At 56.6% G+C, this 8,510-nt stretch carries 8 protein-coding genes and 2 tRNA genes; all 10 read left to right on the top strand.

Annotated elements, in window-relative coordinates:
• Window positions 1-148 precede the first annotated feature (148 nt).
• A tRNA-Gly gene (locus tag QZL63_RS02665) sits at window positions 149-221 on the top strand.
• Window positions 222-357: 136 nt separating this feature from the next.
• Window positions 358-1,545 carry an elongation factor Tu gene (gene tuf / locus QZL63_RS02660; RefSeq protein WP_022307793.1) on the top strand — a complete coding sequence of 396 codons (1,188 nt, stop codon included), beginning with the start codon at window positions 358-360 and terminating at the stop codon, window positions 1,543-1,545.
• 46 nt (window positions 1,546-1,591) lie between these two features.
• Window positions 1,592-1,662: transfer RNA gene (locus QZL63_RS02655), tRNA-Trp, on the top strand.
• 21 nt (window positions 1,663-1,683) lie between these two features.
• Window positions 1,684-1,881: a preprotein translocase subunit SecE gene (secE, locus tag QZL63_RS02650; RefSeq protein ID WP_022307792.1), complete on the top strand. Its 198-nt coding sequence runs from the start codon at window positions 1,684-1,686 to the stop codon at window positions 1,879-1,881.
• 15 nt (window positions 1,882-1,896) lie between these two features.
• On the top strand, window positions 1,897-2,457 hold the full coding sequence (nusG, locus tag QZL63_RS02645) for a transcription termination/antitermination protein NusG (protein WP_022307791.1): 561 nt from the start codon (window positions 1,897-1,899) through the stop codon (window positions 2,455-2,457).
• A gap of 16 nt (window positions 2,458-2,473) precedes the next feature.
• Window positions 2,474-2,914, top strand: a complete 441-nt coding sequence (rplK, locus tag QZL63_RS02640) for a 50S ribosomal protein L11 (RefSeq protein ID WP_022307790.1) — start codon at window positions 2,474-2,476, stop codon at window positions 2,912-2,914.
• Between the two features lie 11 nt (window positions 2,915-2,925).
• Window positions 2,926-3,624 (top strand): 50S ribosomal protein L1, encoded by a 699-nt coding sequence (rplA, locus tag QZL63_RS02635; protein ID WP_022307789.1) that lies wholly within the window; start codon window positions 2,926-2,928, stop codon window positions 3,622-3,624.
• Between the two features lie 17 nt (window positions 3,625-3,641).
• The gene (gene rplJ, locus QZL63_RS02630; protein WP_022307788.1) at window positions 3,642-4,166 is read left to right on the top strand and encodes a 50S ribosomal protein L10; all 525 of its coding nucleotides are present in this window, start codon (window positions 3,642-3,644) and stop codon (window positions 4,164-4,166) included.
• A gap of 44 nt (window positions 4,167-4,210) precedes the next feature.
• The gene (gene rplL, locus QZL63_RS02625; RefSeq protein ID WP_022307787.1) at window positions 4,211-4,588 is read left to right on the top strand and encodes a 50S ribosomal protein L7/L12; all 378 of its coding nucleotides are present in this window, start codon (window positions 4,211-4,213) and stop codon (window positions 4,586-4,588) included.
• Between the two features lie 329 nt (window positions 4,589-4,917).
• On the top strand, window positions 4,918-8,510 hold a 3,593-nt coding region (gene rpoB, locus QZL63_RS02620; RefSeq protein ID WP_290585701.1), incomplete at its 3' end, for a DNA-directed RNA polymerase subunit beta.

Here is an 8,510-nt window from a genome sequence, read left to right as displayed (position 1 = left end):
GTAAATCTGCTGGCGTACGCCTTCGGTGGTTCGAATCCATCACTTCCCACTCGAAAAAAGAGAAGAGCCGGTCGGAGTTGCAAATCCCGAAGCAGGTCGCCAATACGGCCCCTCGCGGGGAGGGCTGACTCTGATACGGTATATTTTTGCGGAAGTAGCTCAGTTGATAGAGCATTAGCCTTCCAAGCTAAGGGTCGCGAGTTTGAGCCTCGTCTTCCGCTCTATGCGCAGCCGGCGTGTGATGCGAATGGCTTTTAACCTACGGGGAGAAAGGCGTTTGTGTCGCTCGCTTGTTCTGCGGAATGAATTTTAAAACTTTAGGGCAATTTTTAACAATACTTTAAATAACTTAATACTATGGCAAAAGAAAAATTCGACCGTTCGAAACCGCATGTGAACATCGGTACCATCGGTCACGTCGACCACGGTAAGACCACTCTTACCGCTGCTATTACGACCGTTCTGGCTAAGAAAGGTCTGTCGGAGCTCCGTTCGTTCGACTCGATCGACAACGCACCCGAGGAGAAAGAGCGTGGTATTACGATCAACACTTCGCACGTCGAGTACCAGACGGCCAACCGCCACTATGCTCACGTAGACTGCCCGGGACACGCCGACTATGTGAAGAACATGGTTACGGGTGCTGCCCAGATGGACGGTGCCATCCTCGTGGTTGCCGCTACCGACGGTCCGATGCCTCAGACCAACGAGCACGTGCTGCTCGCCCGTCAGGTGAACGTGCCGAAGATCGTAGTATTCCTGAACAAGTGCGACATGGTGGACGACCCCGAAATGCTCGACCTGGTCGAGATGGAGGTTCGCGACCTGCTTTCGAAATACGACTATGATGGCGACAACGCCCCCATCATCCGCGGTTCCGCTCTGGGTGCCCTGAACGGCGAGCCGAAGTGGGAGGAGAAGGTCATGGAGCTGATGGACGCCGTAGACAGCTACATTCCGCTGCCGCAGCGTGAGAACGAGAAGCCGTTCCTGATGCCTATCGAGGACGTGTTCTCGATCACCGGCCGTGGTACCGTAGTTACGGGCCGTATCGAGACCGGTATCATCCATGTCGGTGATCCCGTTGAGATCATCGGTCTGGAGGAGAAGACCCTGACTTCGACCTGCACGGGTGTCGAGATGTTCCGCAAGCTGCTCGATGAGGGCGAGGCCGGCGACAACGTAGGTCTGCTGCTCCGCGGTATCGACAAGAAGGAGGTTAAGCGTGGTATGGTAGTCGCTAAGCCCGGCTCGATCACCCCGCACACCGAGTTCGAGGCTGAGGTCTACATCCTGAAGAAGGAAGAGGGTGGCCGTCACACGCCGTTCCACAACAACTATCGTCCGCAGTTCTATCTCCGTACGATGGACGTTACCGGTGAGGTTCACCTGCCCGCAGGCGTAGACATGGTGATGCCTGGTGACCACGTAACGATCACCGTGAAGCTGATCTACCCGGTAGCCCTGAACGAGGGTCTGCGTTTCGCAATCCGTGAGGGTGGCCGTACGGTAGGTGCCGGTCAGATCCTGAAGGTCGTGAAGTAATCACACGATACAATCCCGAGGCGGTGTTTCCGCGCCGCCTCTTTTTAGGAGCATAGTTCAAGGGTAGAATAGCGGTCTCCAAAACCGTTGATGGGAGTTCGAATCTCTCTGCTCCTGCAAAGATAAAGACGCAGAAATATGTTCAACTACGTTAAAGAATCCTATAACGAGCTTGTAAACAAGGTGACGTGGCCCACGTTCCCGCAGCTTCAGAGCTCCACGGTTGTCGTGATGGTGGCTTCGGTCATCTTCGCGATCGTCGTTTTGGCCATGGACCTGACGTTCGAGAATCTTATGGGTGTCATCTACAAGACACTGGGTAATCTTGGCCGTTAATTGTGCGTACAGGCGATGAGCAAGATTGAAAAACAGTGGTATGTTGTCCGCGCCGTTGGTGGCAAGGAGGGTAAGGTCAAGGAGTATATCGAGGCCGAAATCCGTCACAACCACCTCGAGGACTACATCTCCCAGGTCTTGATCCCCACCGAAAAGGTCTACACCATCCGCAACGGAAAGAAGGTCTCCAAAGAGAAGGTCTCCTATCCGGGTTATGTATTGGTGGAGGCTGCTTTCGTCGGTCAGATTCCGATAATTATTCGCAATACTCCCAATGTGCTTGGTTTCCTCGGCGATACGAAAGAGGACAGCCGCAAGATGATCGCCACGCCTCTGCGTCCACAGGAGGTCGCGCGCATCCTCGGCCGGGTCGATGAAATGAATGCCATGGAGGAGGAAAACGAAATACCATTCTTCGTCGGCGAGACCGTCAAGGTCACCGATGGTCCTTTCTCAAGCTTCCAGGGTACCATCGAGGCCGTCGATAATGAGCGCAAGAAACTCACGGTATCGGTGAAGATATTCGGGCGCAAGACTCCCATGGAGTTGAGTTTCACACAAGTAGAAAAAGAATAATTAACCAAGGAAAACTATGGCAAAAGAGGTTGCTGCATTTATTAAATTGCAGATCAAAGGTGGTGCCGCCAATCCTTCGCCCCCGGTTGGTCCCGCATTGGGTTCTAAGGGAGTCAACATCATGGACTTCTGCAAGCAGTTCAATGCACGTACGCAGGACAAGGCGGGAAAGGTTCTTCCGGTCATCATCACCGTTTACAGCGATAAGTCGTTCGACTTTGTTGTAAAACAGCCGCCCGTAGCGATCCAGCTCAAGGAAGCAGCCAAGGTGCAGAAGGGTTCCGCCCAGCCTAACCGCGACAAGGTCGGTCAGGTGACGTGGGAGCAGATCCGCGACATCGCGAAGGACAAAATGTCCGACATGAACTGCTTCACGCTGGAGGCCGCTATGCGCATGGTAGCCGGTACCGCCCGCAGCATGGGTATCAATGTAGTCGGCGAATTTCCTAACATGTAATTGCGAAGAAGATGAGTAAGTTGACAAAAAATCAAAAGATCGCCTACGCCAAGGTTGAAGCCGGTAAGGCTTACAAGCTGCCGGAGGCTGCCGCTCTTCTGAAGGAAATTACGTTCACGAAATTCGACGCTTCGGTTGATATCGACGTTCGTCTGGGCGTAGACCCCCGTAAGGCCAACCAGATGGTCCGCGGCGTGGTAACTCTTCCTCACGGAACCGGCAAGACGGTGCGTGTGCTTGTGCTTTGTACTCCCGAGAAGGAGGCTGAGGCCAAGGCTGCAGGTGCCGACTACGTGGGCCTTGACGAGTTTGTCGAGAAGATCAAGGGAGGCTGGACCGATGTCGATGTGATCATCTGCACCCCCAACGTCATGGGTAAGGTTGGTGCCCTGGGCCGTATCCTCGGTCCTCGCGGCCTGATGCCGAACCCCAAGACCGGTACGGTGACGATGGAAGTCGGCAAGGCCGTCGGTGAGGTGAAGGCCGGTAAGATCGACTTCAAGGTTGATAAGTTCGGTATCATCCACACCACCGTGGGCAAGATTTCGTTCTCGGCCGACCAGATCGTGGACAACGCCAAGGAGGTTCTCAACATGATTCTCAAGCTGAAACCGGCTGCTGCCAAAGGTTCTTATGTGAAGAGTATTTATCTCTCGACGACCATGAGCCCCGGCGTGCAGATTGATCCCAAATCAGTAGAAACCAAATAAGAAGGAGGATAGAAGAGATGACAAAGGAAGAAAAACTGGTTGTGATTAACAGCCTTGCCGAGCAGCTCCAGGCTTATCCTCACTTTTACATCGCCGACATCGAGGCGCTCAACGCCGAGCAGACCGCTGCCCTGCGCCGCAAGTGCTTCGAGAGCGACGTGAAGCTGGTGGTCGTAAAGAACACCCTGCTCACCAAAGCGCTCGAGAAGGTGGAGAAGGCTGATGCTGATCTGGTAAAAGTATTGGAGGGTCCTACCTCGATTATGTTCGCCAATGTTGCGAAGGCTCCTGCCGTTCTCATCAAGGAGTTCCGCAAGAAGTCGGACAAGCCCGTTCTGAAGGCGGCTTTCGCCGAGGGTTGTGTCTATGTCGGCGACAACCAGCTGGACGCTCTGTGTAACATCAAGTCGAAGGAAGAGCTCATCGGCGATATCGTCGCTCTGCTTCAGTCCCCGGCCAAGAATGTTATCTCTGCATTGCAGGCTAATGCAGGCCAAAAGATTGCGGGCCTCGTGAAGACGCTCGAATCGAGAAACAACTAATTTTCACAAACAAGAATTAAAAACAAATTAATAAGCTTACAACTATGGCAGACGTAAAGAAACTTGCTGAAGAACTGGTTAACCTGAAGGTGACCGAGGTAAACGAACTCGCACAGATCCTCAAGGAGGAGTATGGCATTGAGCCGGCTGCTGCCGCTGTTGCCGTTGCAGCCCCCGCTGCAGGCGCTGGCGAGGCCGCTCCCGCCGAGAAGACGTCGTTCGACGTGATCCTGAAGAGCGCTGGCCAGGCCAAGCTCCAGGTTATCAAGGTTGTCAAGGAGGTTGCAGGCCTTTCGCTGGGTGACGCTAAGGCACTCGTTGACGGCGCTCCGAAGGCCGTTAAGGAGGGTGTTTCCAAGGAAGAGGCTGAGCAGATCAAGGGCCAGCTCGAGGAGGCAGGTGCTGAAGTTGAGCTTAAGTAGCATTGCTGCTTAAGGCTGCATAGACGATCAGGTATAGGGCTTACCGGTGGTGTAAGCTCTATGCCTTTTCTTGGTCTAAAGACCGGAAGTGCCGAACATGTGCTGTGTCCGTTCTTTGGAAGATGAATGCTCCCGGGGCATGTTGTGCCTGCATACGGGGGCATTGGCGGGATAGATACCCGTCCACTTTTGGGAGCGTAACCCACCCAATTACACTTCAACTAATTTGGATTTTACGATGTCCACAGCAAAAACACAACAAAGAATTAGCTTTTCGACAGTCAAGAACCGGGTGCCCTATCCGGATCTGCTGGAGTTTGGATTTTACGATGTCCACAGCAAAAACACAACAAAGAATCAGCTTCTCGACAGTCAAGAACCGGGTGCCTTATCCGGATCTGCTGGAGGTACAGCTCAAATCATTCCGGGATTTTTTCCAGATGGACACCACGGCCGAAAATCGTAAGAACGAGGGGCTGTACAAGGTGTTTCAGGAGAATTTCCCCATCACGGATACCCGGAACAACTTCGTTCTGGAGTTTATCGACTACTATATCGACCCGCCGCGCTATTCGATCGAGGAGTGCCTCGAGCGCGGTTTGACGTACAGCGTCCCGCTGAAAGCCAAGCTGAAGCTCTATTGTACGGACGACGAGCACGAGGATTTCGGCGTCGTCGTGCAGGACGTGTACTTCGGTACGATTCCCTATATGACCGAACGCGGTACGTTCGTCATCAACGGTGCGGAGCGTGTCATCGTATCCCAGCTGCACCGTTCGCCGGGTGTGTTCTTCGGACAGAGCATGCACACCAATGGCACCAAGCTCTATTCGGCGCGTATCATCCCCTTCAAGGGTTCGTGGATAGAGTTCGCTACGGACATCAACAACGTGATGTATGCCTACATCGACCGTAAGAAGAAGCTGCCCGTCACCACGCTGCTGCGTGCCATCGGTTACGAGGCGGACCAGCAGATTCTCGAGATCTTCGACCTGGCCGACGAGGTGAAGGTGTCGAAGGCCACCCTCAAGAAGGCTGTGGGCCGCAAGTTGGCCGCACGCGTGCTTTCGACCTGGGTCGAGGATTTCGTGGACGAGGATACGGGCGAGGTGGTCTCCATCGAACGAAACAACGTCATCGTGGACCGCGAAACGGTCCTCGAGGAGGAACATATCGACCAGATCATCGAGTCGGGTGCCAAGACGATCCTGCTGCACAAGGAGAATCAGTCGGGCATCGACTTCTCAATCATCTACAATACGCTGCAGAAGGACCCCTGCAACTCCGAGAAGGAGGCCGTGGTCTATATCTACAGACAGCTGCGCGCCTCGGAGCCGCCCGATGAGGCCACGGCGCGCGACGTCATCGAGAAGCTCTTCTTCTCGGACAAACGCTACGACCTGGGCGACGTGGGCCGTTACCGCATCAACAAGAAGCTGGACCTGGACATCGATCCGGCTATCCGTACGCTGACGCGCGAGGACATCATCGCCATCATCAAATACCTGATTCAGCTGATCAACTCGAAGGCCGACGTCGATGATATCGACCACCTGTCGAACCGCCGCGTGCGCACGGTGGGCGAGCAGCTCTCGAATCAGTTCTCCGTGGGCTTCGTCCGCATGGCCCGCACCATCCGCGAGCGAATGAACGTGCGCGACAACGAGGTCTTCACGCCGGTGGACCTGATCAACGCCAAGACCCTCTCGTCGGTGATCAACTCGTTCTTCGGCACCTCGCAGCTCTCGCAGTTCATGGACCAGATCAACCCGCTGGCCGAGATCACGCACAAGCGCCGTCTGTCGGCCCTCGGCCCCGGCGGTCTGTCGCGCGACCGCGCCGGATTCGAGGTCCGCGACGTGCACTATACGCACTACGGACGTCTCTGCCCGATCGAGTCGCCGGAAGGCCCGAACATCGGTCTGATCTCGTCGCTGTGCGTCTACGCGCGGATTTCGCCGATGGGCTTCATCGAGACCCCCTACCGCAAGGTCGAGAACGGGGTGATCGACATGGACAACTCGCACATCCGCTACTACTCGGCCGAAGAGGAGGAGGGCAAGATCGTCGCCCAGTCGAACATGCCGATCGACGACGAGGGCCACTTCCTGCAGCCCGACCGCATCAAGGCGCGTCAGGGTGCCGACTTCCCCGTCGTGACGGCCGATGAGGTGAACCTCATGGACGTGGCTCCGAATCAGATCGCCTCGATCGCCGCGAGCCTCATCCCGTTCCTCGAGCACGACGACGCCAACCGTGCGCTGATGGGCTCGAACATGATGCGCCAGGCCGTGCCCCTGGTGACCACCGAAGCCCCGATCGTCGGCACGGGTATCGAGAAGGACATGATCTCGGATAGCCGCATCCAGATCGTCGCCGAGCGCGACGGCGAGGTCGTCTTCGCCGACGCCACGAAGATCCAGATCAAGTACGAGCGTACCGAGGACGAGATCCTCGCCTCGTTCGATCCGGAGGTGACGACCTACATGCTGCCGCGCTACCGCCGTACGAACCAGAATACCTCCGTAACGCTGCGTCCTACGGTGCTCACGGGCGACAAGGTGACCAAGGGTCAGATCATCACCGAGGGCTACTCGACGCAGAACGGCGAGTTGGCCCTGGGCCGCAACCTGAAGGTGGCCTACATGCCCTGGAAGGGTTACAACTTCGAGGATGCCATTGTGATCTCGGAGCGCATCCAGCGTGAGGACATCTTCACGTCGGTGCACGTCGATGAGTACATCATGGAGGTGCGCGACACGAAGCGCGGTGTCGAGGAGCTCACGTCGGACATCCCGAACGTTTCGGAGGATGCCACGAAGGACCTCGACGCCAACGGTATCGTCCGCATCGGCGCCAACATCCACCCGGGCGACATCCTCATCGGTAAGATCACCCCGAAGGGCGAGAGCGATCCGTCGCCCGAGGAGAAGCTCCTGCGCGCGATCTTCGGCGACAAGGCCGGCGACGTGAAGGACGCTTCGCTCAAGGCACAGCCTTCGCTGCACGGCGTGGTGATCGACACGAAGCTCTACAGCCGCGCCAGCAAGGAGGGCAAGAAGGGCAAGTCGGCCGAGAAGCTGCAGCTCGATAAACTCGACGAGAAGTTCGCCGCCGAGATCGCCGACCTGACCAAGCTGCTCGTGTCGAAACTCTGGACCCTGCTGCAGGGCAAGACCACGACGGGCATCACGGACTACTTCGGCGTGGAGCTCTATCCCGCCGGCACGAAGTTCTCACAGAAGATGCTCGTGGAGATCGCCCGCAAGTCGTCGGACGAGAAGACCGGCGTGGTGATGGGTTACCTGAACCTCGGATCGTGCAACTGGACTGGCGACGCACATACCGACGCGCTGATCGAGGCCACGATCAACAACTATACGATCGAGTGGAAGAAGGCCGATGCCGCCATCAAGCGTGAGAAGTACAACCTCACCAACGGCGACGAGCTCCCGCAGACGGGCGTCATTCAGATGGCCAAGGTCTACATCGCCAAGAAACGCAAGCTCAAGGTGGGTGACAAGATGGCCGGACGCCACGGCAACAAGGGTATCGTGGCCAAGGTGGTGCGCGACGAGGACATGCCGTTCCTCGAGGACGGAACGATCGTCGATATCTGCCTCAACCCGCTGGGTGTGCCTTCGCGAATGAACCTCGGACAGATCTACGAGGCCGTGCTCGGATGGGCCGGCCGCGAGCTGGGCGTGAAGTTCGCCACGCCGATCTTCGACGGAGCGTCGCTCGACCAGATCAACGAGTACACGGCCAAGGCCGGACTCCCGCACAGCGGCCGCACGTACCTCTACGACGGCGGCACGGGCGAGCGCTTCGACCAGCCGGCTACCGTGGGTGTCACGTACATGCTCAAGCTGGGCCACATGATCGACGACAAGATGCACGCGCGTTCGATCGGTCCGTACTC

Origin of the sequence: Alistipes sp. CAG:268, assembly GCA_000434235.1 — a bacterium.
Classification (GTDB): Bacteria; Bacteroidota; Bacteroidia; order Bacteroidales; family Rikenellaceae; genus Alistipes; species Alistipes avistercoris.
This window is presented reverse-complemented; position numbering and strand designations above follow the sequence as displayed.

What these genes read in the sequence shown, in the direction of transcription:
- rplA (WP_022307789.1), top strand. Translation starts at nt 2,926, where the DNA reads ATGAGTAAGTTGACAAAAAATCAAAAGATCGCCTACGCCAAGGTTGAA.
- nusG (WP_022307791.1), top strand. Translation starts at nt 1,897, where the DNA reads ATGAGCAAGATTGAAAAACAGTGGTATGTTGTCCGCGCCGTTGGTGGC.
- rplJ (WP_022307788.1), top strand. Translation starts at nt 3,642, where the DNA reads ATGACAAAGGAAGAAAAACTGGTTGTGATTAACAGCCTTGCCGAGCAG.
- rplK (WP_022307790.1), top strand. Translation starts at nt 2,474, where the DNA reads ATGGCAAAAGAGGTTGCTGCATTTATTAAATTGCAGATCAAAGGTGGT.
- rplL (WP_022307787.1), top strand. Translation starts at nt 4,211, where the DNA reads ATGGCAGACGTAAAGAAACTTGCTGAAGAACTGGTTAACCTGAAGGTG.
- tuf (WP_022307793.1), top strand. Translation starts at nt 358, where the DNA reads ATGGCAAAAGAAAAATTCGACCGTTCGAAACCGCATGTGAACATCGGT.
- secE (WP_022307792.1), top strand. Translation starts at nt 1,684, where the DNA reads ATGTTCAACTACGTTAAAGAATCCTATAACGAGCTTGTAAACAAGGTG.